Source organism: Megalodesulfovibrio paquesii (assembly GCF_054653055.1).
Window position 1 is genome coordinate 243,940 of record NZ_BAAIGQ010000005.1, and the last position, 19,834, is coordinate 263,773.

The following is a 19,834-nucleotide window of genomic DNA, read 5'->3' on the forward strand; positions in this document are numbered from 1 at the left end:
TCCTGAACTAGGCGATGATGTTGATTCCTGCGGCCACACCGGCGTTGCGCAGCATGGCCAGGCGGGAAGATTCTTCCCCTGCACCATCATTTTGCATCTCTTGGGCCAATTGTGCGTCCTGTGCGGCAGCGCGGCGCAGAAATCCCCAGGCCCGCTGTTCGGCCGCGCGCGCGCCCTGTTCCTGGGCATAATTGTGCTGGCCGGCGCCCTGCCAGGCGGCCTGCTGGTCCTGGGCAAGATTGGTCTGCACGTCCAGTTTTTCCACCTTGAGGCCCTGCTGTTCCAGGTGCTGGCGAAGCTGGGTCATCTGCTGGCTGAGCAGGTGGGCGGTGTCCTGGTTGTCCGTGCGCAGGGTGGCAGTGACTTCCTTGTTGGCATTCATCTGCAGCACCACGGTGACCTTGCCCAGATCCGGCGGATCCAGCCGCAGGGTAAGCTGCTTGACGCCCTCGTTCAGGGAGCGGAGCATGCCCTCCTGCACGGTTTGCAGCACGCGTTCGGACGAGACGCCGGCGCGTTGGAAGGCGGCTTCCGCCCGGGACATCTTGGCCTGCTGGGTGAGGAGCTGGCTGTCCTGGGCGCGGGCAGCGGCGGCAACCGCTTCCGCCTGGGCGGTGCTGGTCGTGGTGGTGCTGGTCGTGGCGGTGGTGGACGTCCGGGCGTGGGCATCCGCACCAATCTTGTTCCACATGTCCCGCCAGCTTTGTTCCTGCTTGGAGAACGGCTGGTCCTGGGTGGTGGTGTTTTTTTCCTGGGCCTGTCCCTGCTGGGCCTCGGCGCTGGTGTGGCCCTTGAGAAGGGCGTCCCTGGCCTGCTGTGCCGTCTGCTGGGTGGCGTCCTTGCTGGTGGTGCCCGTGTGGTCCGTCTGGCCGTTCTTGGCGGCGTCTTCCGCGCCACGCTTGCCAACCTCGGCAATGGCTGCCTTGGCGGTAAGGGGATCCGGCGTCTCGCCCTTGGTGCCTTCCACCGCGCCTTCGTCGGTCTGGCGATGGTTGCGGGCAGCGGCTTCCTTGATATTGAACCGCTGGGCCTGGACGTCACGGCTTTCCTTGTTACTGGCCAGCTGGTCGCGCTTGGCTTCGTCGAGGGCCTGGTTGAGGGCGCTCTTGAGCTTGTCGTTGAGCAGATCGCGGGTGGAGTCGCGCAGGCTGCCAGTCAACTCGCCATTGGTGATGGCTGCTGTCTGGCGCAGGGTCATGGTGATGGCCTGCAACCCGGCGCGGCCAAGGCGGGCTTCGCCATTGGCGTTGAAGATGCCGGCAAACTGCTGGGCCGCGGATTCATCCAGCCCGGTGAGCTTGGCCAGGGCGGCCAGCTCGCCATAGCGCATGGAGACAGTCTTGGAGTCGCCCATTTCGGCGATCTTGGCCTGGATCTGCACCCAGGCCTTGCTGCCCTGGTTGCTGGAGAACTGGGTCAGGAGTTCCTTGGATTCGGTGGGCGTGAAGCCGAGCTTCTGGAAGAAGCCATGCAGGGTGCGCAGTTCCTCATCAGTGAGGGACTTGCGGCTGGACTCGCCGGTGTTCTTGGCGTCCAGGGTCTGGTTGACCTCCTGCATGAGGCTCTGCCAGGTCATGCCATTTTCGCTGGTGACCTTTTCCCGCAGGGTCTCCACTTCTTCCTTGCTCAGGCCGGCGCTGCGCAGGTCCTGCTCCAGGGCGGAAAAATCTTCCGCAGACACCTTGAGCGTGGCGGCCGAGGCCTTTTCCGATCCAAGCGTGGTGGTGCCCTGCGTGGAGCTGGAACCGGTGGCGCTGGCGGTGGTCGAGCTGGTGGTCGAACTGGTGGTGTCCCTACTTAAACTCGAAAGAATATTGGAAAAATTCTGCCCGTCGCCGGAGTCGGACGAGAAGGAGGAGGTGTAGGCATCCACCTGCTGCTGCAACTGTTGGCTCAATGGAAGAATCTGCATGGCTGGCTCCTTGAGCTGCCATACATCAAGAGCCGTGCCAGTGCGGGAGGTGCCAGGAGAAGATGACGGGATCAGCCGGCCAGGCCGTGCGCGCGCTCCACCAGCAGCAGCGCCTGGGCATAGCCCTGGGCGGAGAAATCGTGCTGCTGCAGGGTCAGGTGCAGCACGCTGGTCAGGGGGCGCAGCAGGGGCGGATGGGCGCGCCAGAAGGCTTCTTCCAGCAGTGCGCCGGTGCGCAGGGCTTTGGAAAGGTCGCGGCCCAGGCCACCGAGCCCCTTGCGAAAGCGCAGGGCCAGGGCCGGATGTCCCTGCTGCAGGGCCTGCCAGCCGGCCCGGGGAGCAATTTCGTCCCACAGGCCGAAGACGTGGCCCATATAGGCGTGCCAGAAGCCGGCCAGGGCCTCGCGGGCGGCGGGCTGGTGGTCCGGGGCCAGGGGCAGGAGGGCGTAGAGCCCTCGGGCATCCCGGCCCGTGGCCGACAGGCGCAGGCCGGGCAGATGGCGCACAGGGAGGGCCAGGGGATCGGCCGTGCGCAGGAATCGCCGGGCCAGGGCGGCAATGGCCGGGGGGGAAAAGGCTTCCCGGCAGGGCGGCTGCTCCCCGCGATGACACCGCCAGCAGCCCGTGCAGCTCATGGCCGCCTGGACCACCAGATGCCCCGGGGCGTGGGGGCCGGTTTCCCAGGGGCTGACCGGTCCCATGGAGAGGTTGATGGTCTTGAGCCCGGTCCAGGCGGCCAGATGCATGGGGCCGGTGTCCGGGGTGATCATCAGCCCCAGGGCCTGCCCCATGCGGGCAAAGCCGCTGAGGTCGAAGCGGCCGCAGAGATTGGCCACGGGCGCGCCGGCGGCGGCTTCCACCTCCCGGCCCAGGGCCACTTCGCCCGGTCCGCCCAGAAGCACCGGGGCCACGCCACGGCGGGCCAGCTCGCCGGCCAGACCGGCCCAGAAGGTGACCGTGGGGCGCTTGGCCTCTTCGCTGGCTCCGAGGAACAGGCCCACACGCGGCTTGCTCTGGAGGGGGGTGCGCGGCGGGGGCAGGGTGGTGGCGGCAATTTCGGCCAGGGGAGTCACGTCCAGGGCGTTGAGTTCGGCCCAGTGGAAGCGGTTGTGCCGATTGTTGTGGACCAGGGAGGCGCGATAGCGTTGCCAGTCGCCATGCACGTACATGACCCCCTCGCTGGTGCGCACAGGGCCGAGGGTGCGCTCGGCCGTGAGCCGGCCGGCCAGCCAGGCGGCTTCGGGGCGGTGGCTGAGGTTGAGAACGAGCTTGAAGCGGTGTTTGGCCAGCGCCTCGGCCTCGGTCCAGTCCACATAGGCGGCGTGCGGACTCAGCGGCATGAGATGCTTGAAGAATTTTCGTTCCGCCACCACCCAGAGCGGCCGGCCCGGATACTGCCGCGTGAGCCACAGGAGCAGGGGGAAGGTGAGCAGGATATCCCCCATGCGCTGCATCTGGAGGACGAGGACCGGGGCGGAGGCGCTGGGAGCGGCCATGCTCAGCCGAAGATCGCCTGCATCTGCCGGCAGAGCTGCAGGATCCGGTGGTCGTAGGTGTGCTCGGCCAGGACACGATGGCGGGCCGCGGCGACCATGCGCTCGCGCTCGGCGTCATGGGCCAGGTAATGGCGGACCAGGGATTCGATTTCCCCGGCGTCCTGATACACGGCGATTTCCTTGCCTGGTTCGAGGAGATCGGCCAGCTGCTCGCGCATGTCCGTAAGCACGAAGGCCCCGCAGGCCGGACAGTCGAAAATGCGCTGGTTCACCGCGCCCTTCATCTGCTTGCTGGTGGTGTTGAAGTTGATGGCCTGGGCCGGATAGAAGGCCGGGAGCTGGTCATAGTAGCTCAGTTCACGGTGCCAGGACCAGGGCCGGGATTCGCGGCGGAAGAGGATCTTCCAGCCTGTGTCCCCGCAGATGAGCGGGTCGAAGGGCAGCAGGCGGGAGACACAGTCGGCGCGGTACTGGCGGGTGGCCTCCCAGGTGAGCATGGCTTCCAGGGCCAGGCGGCGTTCGGCTGTGGGCAGGGCTTCCCAGTCGGCAAAACGGGCCGGGTGGCGTTCGCGCAGGAATTCCAGCACACCGCGGCAGTCGCAATCGCCAAATTCTTTGGCAATAGTCCGGTATTCAAGGAGAAACTCCCTGGGTGGACGGGCCTTCCGCATGCGGTGCCCCACCTTGAAGACCATGGAGTTGCCCACAAAGCTGACCCTGGCCCGGGGCATGCCCGACCAGGGCGGCAGGCCGGGCCGGAAGCGGTGGGTATCCGTGCCCAGGGGCAGGTAGTGCACGTGCTCGAACCCCAGGGCCTTGAGGGACGGCAGGTTGTCCTTGTCCCAGGTAAAGACGGCCGTGAGTGGGTGGACGACCTTGTGGTACAGGTTCAGGATCAGGTGCGGATTGTCCACGAACCAGGAGGCCAGGGGCAGGCGCATCTGCTCCAGGAGGCTGATGAGCACGCCCTCGCGGTCCACGCCGAGGTGGTTGATGGTAAAGAGGAAATCCGGCTTGAATTCCAGCACGGCCGTAAGCAGTTCCTCCATGAACCGGCCGGCGCCGATTTCCTGGTCCTCGATGTGGATGCAGTGCAGGGGCACGCCCAGACGGGCGCAGGCGGCCTGGACCTCGCCCATGAGAAAATACTGGCTGGTAACGCCCAGGATGCGTGGGGGCCAGTGGGTGAAGCGGGGCTGGCGGGCGCGGTCCCAGAAGTTGTGGGTCTGGCTGGCGGCAAGGCGGTCCTGCAGGGCCTGGTAGTGCCCGCGGTCGTGGCGCAGATAAAAGGGCAGGGCGATGGGGTGGAAGGGACGGCCGTTGTGAGCCATCTGCCAGCGGGTCAGGGCGGCCAGGGCGGCGGCGGCATCGGGGGCGGTGATCCATTCCACGCCGGGATGCCGTTCCTGCAGGCCGGTGGCGGCAAGAATGTCCAGCTCCTTGTCCACCACAGCCACCGGAGCGCCGGGATGGGCGGCACAGAGCGTTTCCAGCGCCGCACCCAGGCCGGAACCCAGCAGCACCAGCAGGCTGTCGGCTGGAGGGGGCGTGCCTCGAAGAGCCTCCTGCACCAGGGCCGCCTCGCCGGCACGGCCCTGGCGTCCGACCATACGGCGGGTGCGGCCAGCCTCGGTGAACAGGACGTCCTGAAGCAGGCCGTCCTCAACCTGCAGGGAAATCATCGGCCTGTTCACCAACTACGATCTCCCGGCCGGTGGAAAAAGAATTCGGTGCGCCGGTTGGTGTGGCGGTTCTCGTCCGTGGTGTTGGGCAGCAGGGGCTGGGAGTCGGCATAGCCCACGGCCTTGAGCCGGCTGGAGCGGATCTGCCCTTTTTCCATGATGTAGCGCAAGGCAGCGGCGGCGCGGGCCGAGGAGAGTTCCCAGTTGCTGGGATAGAGGTTGCTGGCGGTGGGGTGGTCATCTGTATGGCCGCGGACCACGAGGTCGTAGTTGTGTTCCTTGAGGATGGCGATGACCTTGGCCAGGGCGCTTTCGGCCAGCGGGGTGAGGGTGGCCGAGCCAGGCTGGAAGAGCGCGTCGTTGTCCACGCGCAGGATCACGCCCACGTCATCGGTGGCGACCTTGGTGACCTGCTTGAGGGAGGGGTCTTCCAGCATGGACTGGAGCTGCACCACCATGCCGAGCATGGCGCGGTCGTCCGAACTCATCTTGATGTCCTTGCGATCCAGGGCGACGGGGGACATGGCGGAATATGGGGCTTCCTTGCGCTTGGTCTGCACGCCAAAGGCGTCCTTGATGGAGCCCACCATGTCCTTGAACTTCTGCGCATCCATCTGGGCAAAGGAAAGCAGCAGCACGAAGAAGCAGAGCATGTTGGTGGCGAGGTCGGCAAAGGTTGCCAGCCAAGGCGGCAATCCCTCCTCGCATTCCTGCTCCTGGCATTTTTTGGGTGGCGGCGGCGCGGCAGCTTTGTTCTTGGCCATGATCCGCGCCTATTTGTTCCTGTCTTTCGGGGGGAGGAAGGATGCCAGCTTTTCCTTGATGACATTGGGGTGCTCGCCATTCAGGATGGCCAGCACGCCCTCCATGGTCATTTCCATGTACTGGCTTTCCTCGCCGCTGCGCTCGGCAAGCTTGTTGGCCAGAGGCGAGAAGAGAATGTTGGCCAGGAGCGCGCCATAAAAGGTGGTGAGCAAGGCCACGGCCATGGCCGGGCCGATGGAGGAGGGGTCGGAAAGATTCTGGAGCATCTGCACCAGACCGATGAGCGTGCCGATGAGGCCAAAGGCCGGGGAGTACACGCCCATGGCCTTGAACACGTTCTGCGCGCCCTTGTGGCGCTTGACCATGTTGGAAATTTCCGTCTCCATGACCGAACGCACAATGCCTTCCTCGGTGCCGTCTGCCACCAGGAGGATGCCGCGCTGCAAAAAGGGATCGGACACGCTGACCTTTTCCAGGGCCACCAGGCTTTCGCGGCGGGCGGTTTCCGCCAGCTGGATGATCTGGCGGACGTTGGCCTGGGGGTCTGGCGACTTGAAGATGAAGGCCTTCATCACCGCCTTGAGCGAGCCGATGACCGCGCCCACAGGGAACATGATGAACGTGACGCAGAACGTCCCCCCGCCCACGATGATGATGGAGGGGATATCAATAAACCCGCCAATGCCGCTGCCCATGGCGATGGAGCCGAAGACCAGCACAAAGCAGAGAATAAGGCCTAAAAGGGTGCCGATGTCCATCGAGTCATTGTCCTGCGTTCGTGTTCCCGATCAGTTTCAAGCCGTTATACGCTCGACAACGCTACAGGGAGGTGACGGCGATGGCGCCGTTTACCAGCCGGAAGCGTACGTGTTCCATGTGCTGGTCCACCATCAGCTGTGCATTGCCAATGGTCAGTTCCACCAGGGGCCGCACTTCTCCCTGGACAATCAACTCGCACTGGTCCAGGGCGCCGAGCAGGTCCAGCCGTTCGTCCACCGCGGCAAGCTTCTGCTCCAGAAGCGCCTTGCGGGCCCGGGCTTCCTCCTGCTTGGGCAGGAACTCCCGGGAGGAGGCCGGTCCTTCGCGGCGTCGCTCGGCCAGGTACAACAGCTGTTCCTCCACTTGTTCCAGGGCGCGCAGGATGGCGTCCTTTCTGAGTAGCATGAACGGGTTACGCCCAAGTACCACCTGGGTGATGGTGCAGGAACCACCGCCGAGCTGGTTTCCCACGTGCAGTCTGCCCATGCAATAGGTGGAACCCCCCTGCAGCCGGCCGCCAATTTCGATGCTGCCGCCGCAATAGCTCTGGCAGTGCAGCACAGAATTCTTGATTTGCATAGATTTCCCAGCCACAAGCTGGGAATTTTCCGCAAAGCCGGCTTTCAGGGTCAATCCCGCCTTGAGCACGGCCTTTTTTTCACCTTTGATACCCCCCAGGCAGACAATATGCTCCTTGGCTTCCAGGGTGGAACCGCCAACAGTATCATCGACCTGAATGCTTGTGGCCTTTAGAGAAAAGCCGGATTTGACTTCCTTGTGCACGTGCATGTGCCCGACGAAGGTCACATTGCCGGTGTGAAAGTCCACATCCCGGCGGATGTTGAGCTGGTCGTGCACGCGGATGAGGCCATCGAGGTAGAAGACATAGCCGTTGACAGCGGCCAGGAGCTTCATGGGATTGTCAGGATCCGGCCTGGTGCCAATGCCGGCAGGGAGGGTGGGGGTATCGAACACGAAGCGGGTTTGCCCGGCAGCCTGCTCCGGGGTGATTTCGGCGAATTCGGCCAGGGTTTGCCCGGCGAGGACGTTCTGCACATAGCCCATGTTGTAGTGGTCCACACCGCCGTGGGTGGCCAGCCGGGGCTTGAGGTGCTGGTGGTCGAAGTCGGGGTCAAAATGGTGCATGAGCAGAAAGGGCATGGTGGCACACTCGTTTCAGTGCGGCGCGGTGCCGCGGGCGATTCAGGGCTGGGGAAGGTCACTCCGGGCTGTCGGCGCAGTCTGAGCCTTGGTCACATTCCGGGCAATGGTCAAGATAGAAAAAACTATCCGCCAGATGCACCAAGTGCAGGGTTTTCATGATTTGCTCACAGGGCTGGGTCAGGAACAGGCGCTTGCCGTGCAGGGCAGTCCAGCGTTTGGCGGCCACCAGCAGGCCGATGCCTGTGGAGTCGAGAAAGGTTGCCTGGCGCAGGTTGATCACCACCCGCTCCAGCCAGGGCTGTTGGATGGCGTCTTCCACGGCATGGCGGATGGCAGGCATGCTTTCCACGGGGAGATGGTCCGCCAGGGTCAGGAACAGGGTGGCCTCAAGGCGTTGCAGGCAGGTGTGCGGCATCGGTGGTCCGTATCCTGTCAGCGGTGGGGGCATGCAGGTGGGGGCGGAAGCTGGTCCGCGTGGTCCACCATGGAGAAGTAGCGGGTCAGCTGGACCAGATCCAGGGTCCGGCGCACCTGGATGCTGGGCTTGAACAGGTGCAGCGGGATGCCCAGGGCCTGGAACCGGCTGTTCAGGGCCACGAGCATGCCGATGCCCGAGGAATCCATGAACCGGACGTGCTCCAGGTCGATGACGGCCATGCGGCAGCGGGCATCTTCCAGAAAGGGCTCCATGGCGTCGCGGAAGCGGCCGGTGGCGTCCAGGGTGAATTCGCCGTGGATGTGACACTGCAGCACATTTTCTTCCAGGGCAATGTGAAATGGCGGGAGCGGGCTGGTCATTTTGTCCATGGAGTCTCCGGGGCGGACTGGCCTGGCGCGCCTGATGCGCCTGATGCGCCTGATGCGTCAGATGATTCGGAAGCTTCGGGGGCGCCAGAGGGCGCGGCCCCTGCCGTGCCGTTCGCATCCGCCTCCGGCCAGAGCCAGTGTGCTGCAGGCACCTGCATGCGCATGAACACACTGTTGCGGTGTGCGCCTTTGCGGCATTCAAAATGGCTGGCCAGACGGGACATGATGAACAACCCCCGGCCTCCCTCTGCATCCGGCCGGGCGTTTTCCACCTTGACCGGCCAGGTGGGAAAACCCACGCCCCAGTCGGCCACTTCCACGTCGATATGCTGGCCGAGCCGCAGCGCCAGGATGATCTCCACATCGCCCGTCGAGTGGGCGTCCGGGTAGGCGTGGCGGACCACATTGGCGCAGGCCTCGGTCAGGGCGAGGTCGATATTGTAAAGCAGTTCCCTGTCGGTCACGGCCTCGGCCAGCAGGGCCACGGCAGCCTTGGCCAGCCGGCGGCTGGGGCCCGGCAGGGCCCGGGTGCGCAGGGAGTAGGTGTCCGCAGCCATGCGCTCTCGGCAGGGCGCGTCAGGGCACAGACCGGGAGGCGCAGCGAGGGGGGCATTCATTCCATGGCCTCCACCCAGAGGGCGGTGCAATCATCGCGAAACGCGGGGGGCTGAGGGGACGATGGGGACGCCGCCAGGGAGGCATCCGCAGCAACGGGAGTCTCGGAAAAGAGGGTGTCTGACGCTGGCTCTGCCTGGGCCAGGCTGGCCAGGGCCAGATCCAGCTGCTCCAGCAGCCGGGCCTGGCCGCCCTGGCGCTGCCGCTGTGCTTCCAGGGCCTGGGTCAGCTCCAGAAAACGGTCCAGGCCGAGCATGTCCTCGGGGCCGCCGCCAGCCAGACTCCATTCGAAGAAGCCGTCGGTATAGCAGAACAGGCGGGAGCCGCGGGCCCAGGGCAGGGACTCGGTGCGCCAGGGGGCGCGGAAAAAGCCCATGAGCGGCGCCGTGGGCTCCAGGCGTCGGGGCGGGCCGTCCTTGGGAAAAAGCAGGGGCGGGCAGTGCCCGGCGTTGCACCAGGTGATGCGGCCGGCGGTACGGTCAATTTCGGCCACGAAGCAGGTCAGGTGGTCCGGCGCGGTGGCCAGAATCTCCAGGAGCTGGTTGTTGAGCAGCTCCATGGTGGCGGTCAGCTCCATGCGCAGGGTTTTGGAAACGTGGAAGATTGTCCGCACAATGGCCATCAGGCAGGCGGCCCGCGCGCCGTGGCCGGAGACGTCGGCCACCACCAGCCGCAGCACGCCGTCATCCACGGGGAAATAGTCGAAATAATCGCCGCTGGCGTGACCCGAGGGGCGGTAGAGGCTGTCCACCACCAGCCCTTTCAGGAACGGGCTGGCCTGGGGCAGCATCATGCGCTGCAGGCCGCCCACGGTGCGCAGCTCCTCGGCCAGCTTGTGCAGGGAAGCCTTGAGGCTGCGGGTGAGCAACACCTGCCGGGCGGCCACCTGGGTCCGGGCCAGGAGTTCCACGCGGCCGCAGGGTTTGGCCAGAAAGTCGTTGGCGCCCAGGGAGAGGATTTTCGGCCGCACGGTGCGGTCATCTTCGGCCGTGAGCACGAGGATGAAGGTTTCCTGATCACCGACCTGATTGCGCACGTAATCCACCACGCCGAAGCCGTCCAGGCCGGGCATGTTCACGTCCAGGATGATGATGTCCGGCGGTTCGCGATGGTACTGGTCGATGGCTTCCAGACCGGTGCAGGCCTCGCGTACGCAATAGCGGTTGCCGAGCATGGCGGCCAGACTGAGGCGGATGACCTTGGAATCGTCCACCAAAAGGACGCAGATGCTGGCGTCCCCGGTCAGCGCGGGCGTTGGCGGCGCCGGCGGCGTCGGGGAAGGCGGGGGTGCGGAGTCGGCCTTGTTGTGCATGCGGTGCCTGGTTTGCCGTCCTTACCGGGCGTACGCCGGGCGTGTGCCGGGCATGTCTCGGGGGCATGTGCCGGCTGGTTGCAGGGAGCGCGTTGCAGAGGCCGCGGGGGCGGCCAATGCGCGGCCGGTTGTGCAATCAGCTGCCGCCAAAGAAGGCGGTATCCAGCTGCATGGTTACTGGTCCCCAGTTGACGAGGGAGACGTCCATGTCCCCACCAAAGACACCGCCACAGACACGACCCGGCGCCAGGGCCTCCAACGCTGCCAGCAGGCGCTCGTACAAGGTCCGGGCCACCTCGGGCGGGGCTGCGGTGGTGAAGGATGGCCGCCGGCCGCTGCGCAAGTCCGCGTACAGGGTGAACTGCGAAACCACCAGCAACTGGCCGCCATGCTCCAGGACATCGCGATTCATCTTCCCCGCTGTGTCAGGGAAGATACGTAAACTGACGAGTTTTTTCAACACGGTCGACCAGCATTTCTGGGAGGGCAGATCAAGGCCGTCCGCCACGCCGAAACCGGCCAGCACGAGCAGGCCCGGCCCGATGCGCGAAACCTCGTTTCCCTCGCAGTGTACGGCCGCCTCGCGAACGCGTTGCAGGAGCAGGCGCATGCGCGGGTTCCTGCTAAAACTGCCCTGCCGGGCTGTAGCTGGCGCACTGGCCGGGTTTTTCGCAGACCGTGACCGAGACCAGCCGCACGGGATAAGCCGTCAGCAGGGGGGCGAGATTCTGGAAGATGGAGCGAGCCAGGTTTTCCGAGGAAGGATTCAGCTGATCGAAGGGCGGGACCTCGTTCAGGTTGCGATGGTCCAGGGCGGCCAGGACCTGATCGGTACAGCGTTTCAGGTCCCCGAAGTCCATGAGGATTTCCACCGTTGGGTCCAGGGTCTGGCCTTCCACGACCACCTGCACGGAAAAGTTGTGGCCATGAAGCTGTTCGCATTTGCCCTGGTAATGCCGCAGGGCGTGGCCGGCGGCGAAGTCGCGGGTGACGCTCAGGCGCCAGGTATCCGTCATGTCAGGCAAGTCCTTGGCGAAACTGTTCAAACTGGCGGTAGAATTCAGGCGATGGATCCACAGCGAGCCGATCGTCGAGTTCCATGTAACAGATGCAGTCGTCCACCAGCAGGTTCAAGCGCACGGGAGTATCGCCTTCATGGGCCTTGAGCAAGGCCTTGAAGGTGGCGAGGCCCCCGTTTTCCAGCCGGGTGGCCTGCAGGGGCAGCCGTACCGGCTCGGTGCAGGCCGCCAGGGCCAGTTCCAGGAGCTGGACTTCTTCCACCAGCAGTTTGACCGCGGGCGGCGGGGCGTCCTCATCGTCACTCTGGGCCTGACCGGCGCCGTCCTTGTCATCGATGAGGGCCGTGAGCAGGAGCGGTTTCTCCTCCAGGATCAGGGCCTTGGCGGCCTCATAGGTTCTGGGGAAGAAGGTGGCTTCGGCCGAGCCGCCCAGGTCTTCTATCTGGGAGAAGGCCATCTTGTCGCCCTTTTTGGTCAGGTGCTCCTTGAGGGAGGTGATGATGGCGGCCACGCGGACCTGGCGGCGGTCCGGCAGGCCGCGGCATTCGGCCAGGGGGGTGGCCTGCAGTCGGAGGAGCTGCCGGCGGAAGGGCATGAGCGGGTGGTTGGACAGGAAGAAGCCCAGGGCCTCCTTTTCGTACCGGGAAAGAATTTCCGCCGGCCATTCCGGGAGGTTGGCTTCCGGACAGTCGAAGCCCACGCCGGGCATGGGGGGCGGCGCTTCTTCGGCCGGGGTCAGGGAGAAGAGGGAGACAATGGAATCGTCCTTCTCCTTGGCCTTTTTCTGCGCCCGGGCCACGGCCTGTTCCAGGGACTCGAACAGCGAGCGTTCCGTGGCCCCCATGCTGGCCAGGGCGCCGCATTTGATGAGGCTTTCCAGGACGCGTTTGTTGGCCTTGCGCAGGTCGATGCGGGTGAGGAAATCCAGCAGGCTGACGAAGGGGCCGTCGGCCTCGCGGGCGGTGACGATGGAGTTGATGGCTTCGTCGCCCACGTTCTTGACCCCGCCCAGGCCGAAGAAGATGACGCTGCCCTGCACCGAGAATTCCCGGCGCGATGCGTTGACGTCCGGCGGACGGACTTCCAGCTGCTGGCCGTCGGCGTCCTTCATGTCCTTGCAGGCGGCGATGTACTGCAGGAGCTTGTCCTGGTTGCCAAGTTCCGAGGTCATCAGGGCGGCCATGAACTCGGCGGGGTAGTGGGTCTTGAGCCAGGCCGTCCAGTAGGAGACCAGGGCGTAGGCCGCGGAGTGGGACTTGTTGAAGCCATACTCCGCGAATTTTTCCATCAAGTCGAAAATTTCGTTGGCTTTTTTCTCGGGCACGCCGTTATTGGACGCGCCTTCCACAAAGATGGCCCGCTGCTTGGCCATCTCCTCGGCGTTCTTCTTGCCCATGGCCCGGCGGAGCAGGTCCGCGCCGCCCAGGGTGTACCCGGCCACGATCTGCGCGATCTGCATGACCTGTTCCTGGTAGACGATGACGCCGTAGGTGGGCTGCAGGCATTCCTTGAGGGTGGGCCAGGGGTAATCCACCTTTTTGCGGCCGTGCTTGCGGTCGATGAATTCATCCACCATGCCCGAATTCAGCGGGCCGGGGCGATACAGGGCGAGCATGGCGATGAGATCGTCAAAGCAGGTGGGCTTGAGCATGCGCAGGTACTTGCGCATGCCTGAGGATTCCACCTGAAAGACGCCGTCGGTATCCCCACGCTGGAAGAGCTTCCAGGTTTCCTCTTTGGGATCGTCCAGGGGCAGGGCGTCGAGATCGGGCACGGGCTTGCCCTGGCGGCCGATGTTGTCCAGCGAGTCCTGGATGACGGTCATGGTCCGCAGGCCCAGAAAGTCGAACTTGATGAGGCCGATTTTCTCGACCATCTTCATGTCGAACTGGGTGACGATTTCCTCGCGTTTGCCGCGGTATAGGGGCAGGCGGTCGGAGAGGGGGCGGTCGCCGATAACCACCCCGGCGGCGTGGGTGGAGGCGTGGCGGCACAGGCCTTCCAGCCGCTGGGAAACATTGAGCAGCCGGGCAATCTGCGGATCCGCGGCCTGCAGGTTGGCCAGGTCCTGGCTCTGCTCCAGGGCCTTTTTGATGGTCATTTTCAGATCTTCGGGAACAAGCTTGGCAATGCGGTCCGTCTCTGCAAAGCTCATGCCCAGGGCCCGGCCCACGTCCTTGATGACAGCCTTGGCCTTCATCGTCCCGAAGGTGGTGATCTGGGCCACGGAATCGCCGCCGTACTTCTCGCTCACATAACGGATGACCTCCGTGCGCCGGCGTTCGCAGAAGTCCACGTCGATATCGGGCATGGACACGCGCTCGGGGTTCAGGAACCGTTCGAAGAGCAGATTGTACGGGATGGGGTCGATGTTCGTGATGCGGAGTGCCCAGGCCACCAGCGAGCCGGCGGCCGAGCCGCGGCCCGGTCCCACGGGGATGCCGTGGTCCTTGGCCCAGTTGATGAAATCCTGCACGATGAGGAAGTAGCCCTCAAATCCCATGCCGCCGATGACCTTCAGCTCCGTCTCCAGCCGGGCGCGGTAGGCCTCGGGATCCACGGGATAGGGCATCTTGCGCAGCCGGGCCTCCAGCCCCTCGCGGGCCAGGATCTGGAACTCCTCGCTCACCGTGCGGCCCTCGGGCAGCTCGTAGCGCGGGAAGTGGTGGCTCTTCAGGTCCAGCTTCACCTGACACATCTCGGCGATGCGCAGGGAATTCTCAATGGCTTCCGGGCAATTGGGGAAGGCGGCGCGCATCTCGTCCGGGCTCTTGAAATAGAGGTCCCGCGTCTCGAACCGCATGCGCTTGGGATCGTCCACACAGGCCGCGGTCTGAATGCACAAGAGGACGTCGTGGGCGTCCACATCCTCCTTGGTCAGGTAGTGGCAGTCGTTCGTGGCGATGAGCGGCAGCTTGAGCACGTCCGCCAGCTCGATGAGCTTCAGGTTCAGCCGGGCCTGCTCGGGCAGATCATTGGCCTGGACTTCCAGAAAAAAACGGCCGGGGAAGATGGAGGCATAGTCCCTGGCCGTCTCAATGGCCGCATCCATGCCCTTGCGCAGCATGGCCCTGGGCACCGCCCCGGCCAGACAGGCCGACAGCGCCACAAGCCCTTCATTGTATTGAGAAAGGAGCTTCAGATCCACCCGCGGCTTGTGGTAGAAGCCGTTCAGATGGCCGATGGAGACAAGCTTGACCAGATTCTGCCAGCCGGTCTCGTTCTTGGCCAGCAGCACCAGGTGATGGCGGTTGCGGGCATGCTCGGGCTCGCGGTTGGTGTGGTCGATCTCCTTGCCGGCCACGTACACCTCGCAGCCCAGAATGGGCTGGATGCCCTCCTTCTGACACTGGGTGTAAAACGTCAGCGCGCCATACAAATTCCCATGGTCCGTAATGGCCGCCGCCGGCGCGCCGTGCGCCTTGGCCTGGGCCACCAAATCCTTGATGCGGATGGCACCGTCAAGCAGCGAATATTCCGTGTGGCAATGCAAATGGACGAACGACATGCAAGGCTCCGATGAAAAGACGTGTGGGAGCTGGATAGCAGAAAGGGCGAAGGAAGAAAACGGCGAAGGAGAGGGGAAGAAGGGAGGAAGGGAGAGGAGAGAGGGGAGGAGAAGAAGGAGGAAAGGGGGAAGGAACCGGGGGAACTGAGTTCCCCCGGACCCCCTCCGGTTGGGGGGCGCGGGAAGGGGAAGGTATGGAAAAGTATTATTCTGAGATGCCCCGCGTTGTTGCCATGACTGAGGGCGAGGTGATTCAAAATGCCCTGGATGATCCGGATGCGCAACCGCGGGGCAGCGCTTTCATGCGCAAGGTCGTTACACGGGTTCGTCGCCCTGGGCGGGCTCCGGAACCGTGCGCGCTTGTGGCGTAGGAGCCAGATGTTGCCGCCTATTTTGGCAGGCAACAAGATTGCAGTGCGGCGGTATTTGGAGCGGGAGAAGGTGCAGGTGCGACAGATGGTTTTTTAGTTGTTCGGAATAACAGCTAAAAGTCTTTGGAGGGGAGAGCGCGAGAGGGGAACCTTTCTTCAGAAAGGTTCCCCTCTCGCTTCTGAATTCCCTCTACACCCCTGCTGCCTTGAAGGCGGCGTCTACCAGGGCCTGGGCTTCGTGGGCCAGGAGGCGGGCGTGGGATTCGCCGACCATGCTTTCGACGTAGATCTTATAGATGTCTTCGGTGCCGCTGGGGCGGGCGGCGAACCAGCCGGAGGGGGCGCTGACCTTCAGGCCGCCGATGGAGGCGCCATTTTCCGGGGCCTGGGTGATGACGCTCTGGATGCGTTCGCCGGCCAGGGTTTCGGTCTGGACCATGTCTGGCGTGAGTTTTTTGAAGGCCTGTTTCTGTTCGAGCCCGGCCGGGGCGGAGAGGCGGGTGTAGTAGGGGCGGCCGAATTCGCGGGTGAGGTCCTCGTAGAGTTCCTGGGGATTTTTGCCGGTGATGGCGGTCATTTCCGCGGCCAGGAGGTTCATGACGATGCCGTCCTTGTCTGTGGTCCAGACGGTGCCGTCTTTTTTGAGCAGGGAGGCGCCGGCGCTTTCCTCGCAGGCGAAGCCGTAGCTGCCGGAGAGCAGGCCCTCCACGAACCATTTGAAGCCCACGGGCACTTCGGCCACCTGGCGGTCGAACTTTGCGGCGATGCGGTCCAGGAGCATGGAGGTGACGATGGTTTTGCCGACCTTGGCCGTTTTGGGCCAGCGGGGGCGGTACTGGAAGAGGTACCAGACGCAGACGGCGAGGTAGTCGTTGGGGTTCATCAGGCCGGCGGGGGTGACGATGCCGTGGCGGTCGGCGTCGGGGTCGTTGCCGAAGGCGACGGCGTAGGCGTCCTTGTGGGCCAGCAGGCCGGCCATGGCGTAGGGGCTGGAGCAATCCATGCGGATGATGCCGTCCTTGTCCAGGGGCATGAAGGCGAAGGAGGGGTCCAGGGTGTTGTTGACGACTTCGAGATCCAGCCCGTAGCGCTCGGCGATGGGGGCCCAGAAGGTCAGGGAGGAGCCGCCGAGGGGGTCGGCGCCGAGTTTGATTTTCAGGTCGCGGACGCAATCCAGGTCCACCACGGTGGCGAGGTCGGCGACGTAGGGGGAGATGAAGTCGTAGGCAGCGGAGCTGGGTGCGGCCTTGGCTTTGGCGAAGGGGAAACGTCTGACGCCCTGGTTGCCGGCTTCCAGGTAGGTGTTGGCCATTTTCTGGATGGCCGCGGTCTCCTCGCTGCCGGCGGGGCCGCCGTGGGGCGGATTGTATTTGAAGCCGCCGTCTTCGGGCGGGTTGTGGGAGGGGGTGATGACGATGCCGTCGGCTTTGTGGTCCGGGTGGTCGCGGTTCCAGAGGAGCACGGCGTGGGAGATGACCGGAGTGGGGGTGGCGGTGAGCCCGGCCTGGTAGCGCACGGGCACGTCGTTGGCGGCCAGGACCTCCAGGGCGGTGACGAAGGCCGGCTCGGAGAGGGCGTGGGTGTCCATGCCCAGAAAGAGCGGGCCGGCGTGGCCCTGGGCGGTGCGATAGTCGCACACGGCCTGGGTGACGGCGAGGATGTGCGCCTCGTTAAAGCTGGACTTGAGGGCCGTGCCGCGGTGGCCCGAGGTGCCGAAGCTCACGGCCTGGCTGGGGTCAAGGACGTTGGGCGTCTGGGCAAAGTAGGCGGTGACCAGGCGAGGGATATTGGCGAGCATCTCGCGCGGGGCGGTGGTTCCGGCCAGGGGATGAGCGGACATGGCGGCTCCTGGGCGCAAAAGGAGGTGGCTGGATTGCGGGCATTTCCCAAAAAGTCTTGGAGTCTATGTACCGCAGATGGCAGGCAGTGGACAAGGACTTCGCGGTGCCGTGTCACGAGATTGTCACCCACTTGTGCGGGAGGGCGCGTGATGGTGTCAGGCGTGATTCAGAATGCGGGTGATGCGTTCGCGGATGGTCTGGTCAAAGCGTTGCTGGTCGAACATAGTCAGGGCTGTTTCCCGGGCGTGCCGGCTGAACGAGGCGAGGGTGTTTCGGTCTGCGATAAAGGGCAGGATGGCGGCGGCCCATTCGGCCGGACTGCTGTCCCAGGGAAGGAGGCGGCCGTTGTGCCCGTCTCTGATGATGTCCGGGATACCGCCAACGTTGCGGGCAATGACCGGAACACCGCAGGCCAGGGCTTCGGTGAGGACATTTGGCAGCTGTTCATGGAATGTGGGAAACACGAAGAGGTCTGCGCGTTGAAAGTGCGTGACGATTTCGTGATGCGGGATGTTCTTGAGATGCCGGACATTGTCCGGGAGGGAGAGTTTTTCCACGGCCGGGTCGCTGGAGATGATGGTCAGGACGACGGGCGCGGGCCTCAGACGGTCCAGGACATCGAGCAGCACCCGGCCACCCTTGCGATGAAAATCGTTGCCGATGAACAGCAGCTGCAAAGGGGTGAAGGCCTCCGTGCGGGCTGCGACGGGCTCAATGGGATCCGCAGGTTTCCAGACAGTCAGGTCGAGGGAGTTGTAGACCGGCTCAATGCGATCCTGGCGGACGCCAAAGTCCTGCATGAGTGAATTGGCGCACCATTGCGACATGGGAAAGCAACAGGCAAGCTTGCGGAAGAGCCAGCCGTACAGCAGGCTGTACATGGGGAGGGCGATGGCCGTCTTCAACCGTTCTTTTGTCGTGGAATGGGCTTGCAAGACAAGCCGGCGTGCAAGGGCCGGGGTGGTGTCGTGGAAGAGGACCACAGGCTGGGTGTGGATGGCCCGACACAGGGGGAGCAGCTGTTCATAGCACCCCAGGACGATGAGCTGATAATCGGCCATGCGCAGGTTCTGCAAGCTGCGGGAGATGGCCCAGGTGGCTTCCAGCATGTTGCTGCGCCGCAACAGCCGGGGGGCAGGGTGAGCGCGGTAGGTGTCCGGGGAAAAGGGAATGATGTCGAGGTGTGCGCCAGGGATTCCGGACAGGGCGCGGGCGATGTTGCCGGAGAAGACCTTGTTGCCCAGGACATGAGAGGGCAGGCACAGGATTCGGGGACCGTGCATCGGCGCACCTCGGGGAAGGTTGCGGTGGCGCGTTTCCTCTTCACGTAAAAAACGCATTGGACGAGTGCGCCGCATGTGTGCTGGCAACAAAAGAACAAGGGCTGCATAGCATGATTACATGCCAATGCAACCCTTGCGGAACCGGAATGCGGGTTTTGCCTAGACGTTGAACAGGAAGTGCATCACATCCCCGTCCTGGACCACGTATTCCTTGCCTTCCACGCGCAGCACGCCGGCGGCGCGGCATTTGGCTTCGGTGCCGTGGGTGACGTAGTCGTTGTAGGCGATGACTTCGGCGCGGATGAAGCCGCGTTCGAAGTCGGTGTGGATGACGCCGGCGGCCTGGGGGGCTTTGTCGCCCTTGTTGATGGTCCAGGCGCGGACTTCCTTGACCCCGGCGGTGAAGTAGCTGATGAGTCCCAGGGCGGCGTAGCCGGCGCGGATGACCTGTTCCAGCCCCCCGGCGGTAACGCCGGCGGCCTGGAGGAATTCCTCGCGTTCGGCCTCGTCCAGACCCACGAGCTCTTCCTCCATGCGGGCGCAGATGGTCAGGACCGGGGCGTTGCGGGCCTCCGCGAAGGTGCGGACGGCGGCCACGTGGGCGTTTTCCGCGGCCAGGCCGGCTTCGTCCACGTTGCAGGCGTAGAGCAGGGTTTTGGCTGTGAGCAGACCCAGTTCGCGTACCAGGGTGGCCAAGCCCTCGGCGGCCAGGCCGGGGTAGGTGGCGGCGGGGTTGCCGGCGTCCAGCCAGGCCAGGAGCTTTTTGCCTTCCTCGGCCAGGGTGCCGGCTTTCTTGTCGCCTTTGGCCTGCTTCTGGAGGCGGTCGATGCGGTTTTCCAGGGACTGCATGTCCGCCAGGAGCAGTTCGGTCTCGATGGTTTCGATGTCGCGCAGGGGATCGACGCCACCGTCCACGTGGGCGATGTCGTCATCCTCAAAGCAGCGGACCACGTGGAGGATGGCGGCGCACTCGCGGATGTTGGCCAAAAATTTGTTGCCCAGGCCCTCGCCCTTGGACGCACCCTTGACCAGGCCGGCAATATCCACGAAATCCACGGTGGCGGACTGGATGCGTTGGGGCTTGACCAGCTCGGCCAGCTTGTCCAGCCGGGGGTCGGGCACGGGGGTGACGGCCTTGTTCGGCTCGATGGTGCAGAAGGGATAGTTCGCCGCCTGGGCGTTCTGCGCTTTGGTCAATGCATTGAACAAGGTGGACTTGCCGACGTTGGGCAGCCCGACGATCCCGATCCCTAAAGCCATCTGCGATACCTCGTGCAAGAAAATGATGGAGCCCGTGGGC

General features: G+C 64.5%; 17 protein-coding genes. 1 reads left to right on the forward strand and 16 read right to left on the reverse strand.

Annotated elements, in window-relative coordinates:
• Positions 1-7: 7 nt before the first annotated feature.
• The 13 genes from ACYQ00_RS07625 to dnaE form a co-directional block, all read right to left on the reverse strand.
• Positions 8-1,912, reverse strand: coding sequence for a flagellar hook-length control protein FliK (locus ACYQ00_RS07625; protein WP_460031539.1), 1,905 nt, complete (start codon positions 1,910-1,912; stop codon positions 8-10).
• A gap of 71 nt (positions 1,913-1,983) precedes the next feature.
• Entirely contained in the window at positions 1,984-3,408 is a 1,425-nt protein-coding gene (locus ACYQ00_RS07630) for a glycosyltransferase family 9 protein (RefSeq protein ID WP_460031540.1), read from the reverse strand.
• Positions 3,409-3,410: 2 nt separating this feature from the next.
• Complete coding sequence (locus ACYQ00_RS07635) at positions 3,411-5,102, reverse strand: CgeB family protein (protein WP_460031541.1); 1,692 nt, start codon at positions 5,100-5,102, stop codon at positions 3,411-3,413.
• Positions 5,099-5,854, reverse strand: a complete 756-nt coding sequence (locus ACYQ00_RS07640; protein WP_460031542.1) for an OmpA family protein — start codon at positions 5,852-5,854, stop codon at positions 5,099-5,101. Before ACYQ00_RS07640 ends, ACYQ00_RS07635 begins: the two co-directional genes overlap by 4 nt.
• A 9-nt stretch (positions 5,855-5,863) precedes the next feature.
• Entirely contained in the window at positions 5,864-6,613 is a 750-nt protein-coding gene (locus ACYQ00_RS07645; protein WP_460031543.1) for a motility protein A, read from the reverse strand.
• 61 nt (positions 6,614-6,674) lie between these two features.
• Positions 6,675-7,775 (reverse strand): FapA family protein, encoded by a 1,101-nt coding sequence (locus ACYQ00_RS07650; protein ID WP_460031544.1) that lies wholly within the window; start codon positions 7,773-7,775, stop codon positions 6,675-6,677.
• A gap of 58 nt (positions 7,776-7,833) precedes the next feature.
• The gene (locus ACYQ00_RS07655) at positions 7,834-8,193 is read right to left on the reverse strand and encodes an STAS domain-containing protein (RefSeq protein ID WP_460031545.1); all 360 of its coding nucleotides are present in this window, start codon (positions 8,191-8,193) and stop codon (positions 7,834-7,836) included.
• 17 nt (positions 8,194-8,210) lie between these two features.
• Positions 8,211-8,585: an STAS domain-containing protein gene (locus ACYQ00_RS07660; RefSeq protein ID WP_460031546.1), complete on the reverse strand. Its 375-nt coding sequence runs from the start codon at positions 8,583-8,585 to the stop codon at positions 8,211-8,213.
• Positions 8,573-9,202 carry an ATP-binding protein gene (locus ACYQ00_RS07665; protein WP_460031547.1) on the reverse strand — a complete coding sequence of 210 codons (630 nt, stop codon included), beginning with the start codon at positions 9,200-9,202 and terminating at the stop codon, positions 8,573-8,575. The genes ACYQ00_RS07660 and ACYQ00_RS07665 overlap by 13 nt, the downstream gene beginning before the upstream one ends.
• Positions 9,199-10,512 (reverse strand): SpoIIE family protein phosphatase, encoded by a 1,314-nt coding sequence (locus tag ACYQ00_RS07670; RefSeq protein WP_460031548.1) that lies wholly within the window; start codon positions 10,510-10,512, stop codon positions 9,199-9,201. The genes ACYQ00_RS07665 and ACYQ00_RS07670 overlap by 4 nt, the downstream gene beginning before the upstream one ends.
• A 136-nt stretch (positions 10,513-10,648) precedes the next feature.
• Complete coding sequence (gene dtd, locus ACYQ00_RS07675) at positions 10,649-11,122, reverse strand: D-aminoacyl-tRNA deacylase (protein ID WP_460031549.1); 474 nt, start codon at positions 11,120-11,122, stop codon at positions 10,649-10,651.
• Between the two features lie 13 nt (positions 11,123-11,135).
• Complete coding sequence (gene queD, locus ACYQ00_RS07680; RefSeq protein ID WP_460031550.1) at positions 11,136-11,528, reverse strand: 6-carboxytetrahydropterin synthase QueD; 393 nt, start codon at positions 11,526-11,528, stop codon at positions 11,136-11,138.
• 1 nt (position 11,529) lies between these two features.
• On the reverse strand, positions 11,530-15,039 hold the full coding sequence (gene dnaE / locus ACYQ00_RS07685; protein ID WP_460031551.1) for a DNA polymerase III subunit alpha: 3,510 nt from the start codon (positions 15,037-15,039) through the stop codon (positions 11,530-11,532).
• Between dnaE and ACYQ00_RS07690 the strand changes: the two genes are divergently transcribed.
• Positions 15,038-15,187, forward strand: a complete 150-nt coding sequence (locus tag ACYQ00_RS07690; protein ID WP_460031552.1) for a hypothetical protein — start codon at positions 15,038-15,040, stop codon at positions 15,185-15,187. The two genes, dnaE and ACYQ00_RS07690, sit on opposite strands and share 2 nt — an antisense overlap.
• Positions 15,188-15,600: 413 nt before the next feature.
• Here ACYQ00_RS07690 and pgm read toward each other — a convergent pair whose 3' ends face one another.
• The 3 genes from pgm to ychF form a co-directional block, all read right to left on the reverse strand.
• The gene (pgm, locus tag ACYQ00_RS07695) at positions 15,601-17,250 is read right to left on the reverse strand and encodes a phosphoglucomutase (alpha-D-glucose-1,6-bisphosphate-dependent) (RefSeq protein WP_460031553.1); all 1,650 of its coding nucleotides are present in this window, start codon (positions 17,248-17,250) and stop codon (positions 15,601-15,603) included.
• Between the two features lie 156 nt (positions 17,251-17,406).
• The gene (locus ACYQ00_RS07700; protein WP_460031554.1) at positions 17,407-18,534 is read right to left on the reverse strand and encodes a glycosyltransferase family 4 protein; all 1,128 of its coding nucleotides are present in this window, start codon (positions 18,532-18,534) and stop codon (positions 17,407-17,409) included.
• 159 nt (positions 18,535-18,693) lie between these two features.
• Positions 18,694-19,794, reverse strand: coding sequence for a redox-regulated ATPase YchF (ychF, locus tag ACYQ00_RS07705; RefSeq protein WP_460031555.1), 1,101 nt, complete (start codon positions 19,792-19,794; stop codon positions 18,694-18,696).
• Positions 19,795-19,834 lie beyond the last annotated feature (40 nt).

Excerpts from the sequence above, each read along its gene's own strand:
- ACYQ00_RS07670 (WP_460031548.1), bottom strand. The coding sequence starts at position 10,512 with ATGCACAACAAGGCCGACTCCGCACCCCCGCCTTCCCCGACGCCGCCG.
- queD (WP_460031550.1), bottom strand. The coding sequence starts at position 11,528 with ATGACGGATACCTGGCGCCTGAGCGTCACCCGCGACTTCGCCGCCGGC.
- ACYQ00_RS07690 (WP_460031552.1), top strand. The coding sequence starts at position 15,038 with ATGCAAGGCTCCGATGAAAAGACGTGTGGGAGCTGGATAGCAGAAAGG.
- ACYQ00_RS07650 (WP_460031544.1), bottom strand. The coding sequence starts at position 7,775 with ATGCCCTTTCTGCTCATGCACCATTTTGACCCCGACTTCGACCACCAG.
- ACYQ00_RS07630 (WP_460031540.1), bottom strand. The coding sequence starts at position 3,408 with ATGGCCGCTCCCAGCGCCTCCGCCCCGGTCCTCGTCCTCCAGATGCAG.
- ychF (WP_460031555.1), bottom strand. The coding sequence starts at position 19,794 with ATGGCTTTAGGGATCGGGATCGTCGGGCTGCCCAACGTCGGCAAGTCC.
- ACYQ00_RS07665 (WP_460031547.1), bottom strand. The coding sequence starts at position 9,202 with ATGAATGCCCCCCTCGCTGCGCCTCCCGGTCTGTGCCCTGACGCGCCC.
- dtd (WP_460031549.1), bottom strand. The coding sequence starts at position 11,122 with ATGCGCCTGCTCCTGCAACGCGTTCGCGAGGCGGCCGTACACTGCGAG.
- ACYQ00_RS07645 (WP_460031543.1), bottom strand. The coding sequence starts at position 6,613 with ATGGACATCGGCACCCTTTTAGGCCTTATTCTCTGCTTTGTGCTGGTC.
- ACYQ00_RS07625 (WP_460031539.1), bottom strand. The coding sequence starts at position 1,912 with ATGCAGATTCTTCCATTGAGCCAACAGTTGCAGCAGCAGGTGGATGCC.
- ACYQ00_RS07640 (WP_460031542.1), bottom strand. The coding sequence starts at position 5,854 with ATGGCCAAGAACAAAGCTGCCGCGCCGCCGCCACCCAAAAAATGCCAG.
- ACYQ00_RS07700 (WP_460031554.1), bottom strand. The coding sequence starts at position 18,534 with ATGCACGGTCCCCGAATCCTGTGCCTGCCCTCTCATGTCCTGGGCAAC.
- pgm (WP_460031553.1), bottom strand. The coding sequence starts at position 17,250 with ATGTCCGCTCATCCCCTGGCCGGAACCACCGCCCCGCGCGAGATGCTC.
- ACYQ00_RS07660 (WP_460031546.1), bottom strand. The coding sequence starts at position 8,585 with ATGGACAAAATGACCAGCCCGCTCCCGCCATTTCACATTGCCCTGGAA.
- dnaE (WP_460031551.1), bottom strand. The coding sequence starts at position 15,039 with ATGTCGTTCGTCCATTTGCATTGCCACACGGAATATTCGCTGCTTGAC.
- ACYQ00_RS07655 (WP_460031545.1), bottom strand. The coding sequence starts at position 8,193 with ATGCCGCACACCTGCCTGCAACGCCTTGAGGCCACCCTGTTCCTGACC.